Source organism: Geminicoccus flavidas, assembly GCF_009806515.1.
Classification (GTDB): domain Bacteria; phylum Pseudomonadota; class Alphaproteobacteria; order Geminicoccales; family Geminicoccaceae; genus Geminicoccus; species Geminicoccus flavidus.
Genome location: NZ_WUJP01000996.1, coordinates 1 through 893 on the forward strand (window position 1 = coordinate 1; position 893 = coordinate 893).

1 protein-coding gene is annotated in these 893 nt (G+C 69.3%); it reads right to left on the reverse strand.

Annotation, left to right across the window (positions count from 1 at the left end):
• A partial coding sequence (locus tag EQG76_RS28260; protein ID WP_200841197.1) for an aldo/keto reductase occupies nt 1–596 on the reverse strand: 596 nt, incomplete at its 3' end.
• Between the last annotated feature and the right edge of the window lie 297 nt (nt 597–893).

The following is an 893-nucleotide window of genomic DNA, read 5'->3' on the forward strand; positions in this document are numbered from 1 at the left end:
GCCAGGAGGAACACGTCCGGGTCGGCCTGCTCCAGGGCCAGGATGCAGGGCTCGACCAGGTTCACGCCCAGGCCCCAGGCGCGGATCACGCCCTCCTCGCGCAGCCGGGTGAGCGCCACCACCGCCCCTTCCATGGCGGTCCGGAACGCCTCCTTCCATTGCGGGCCGTGATGGTCCTCGGCACAGTCATGGATGTAGACGATGTCGATCTGCGCCATGCCCAGGCGCTGCATGCTGTCGTCCAGCGAGCGCCGCACGCCGTCGGCCGTGTAGTCGTAGTCGCTGCGGAACGGCATGCAGTTGACGAACGGGCCCTGCTGCCCCGCCTTGCTCGCGTCCGGGCGGAGCAGCCGGCCGACCTTGGTGGACAGCACGAACTGGTCGCGCGGGTAGCGGCGCAGCGCATGGCCGAAGCGATGCTCGGACACGCCCGAGCCGTAATGGGGTGCGGTGTCGAAATGGCGGATGCCGGCATCCCAGGCCGCCGCCAGGGTGGCGTCGGCGTCGGCGTCGGAGATCTCCGCGAACATGTTGCCCAAAGGCGCCCCGCCGAAGCCGAGCGGTCCTGGCGGAACGAAATGCTTGCCGTTCGACATGACGGATCTCCTCCTTGCGGGCGACGGGGCCCGGCGTGCGGCCCGGTGCAGTCGGCCGCATCCTGATGCAGCTAGATTGCGCAGCCTCCGAGCCGGAGCAAGCCGGGGGCGCGGCAATCGGTTTCGTGGGTGGGGCACTGCCTTCTGCCGTCTCCGGTTGCATCGTCGGATGATTCACCTAGGCTCCCCCGGCGCAGGGCAGGCAGCAGCCACGACCGAACGAACGGCACCAAGCCGGCGGCAGGCGACGACATGGCTGCGCCAGATCAGGGACGGTAGGCGAATGAAGGCGATCAT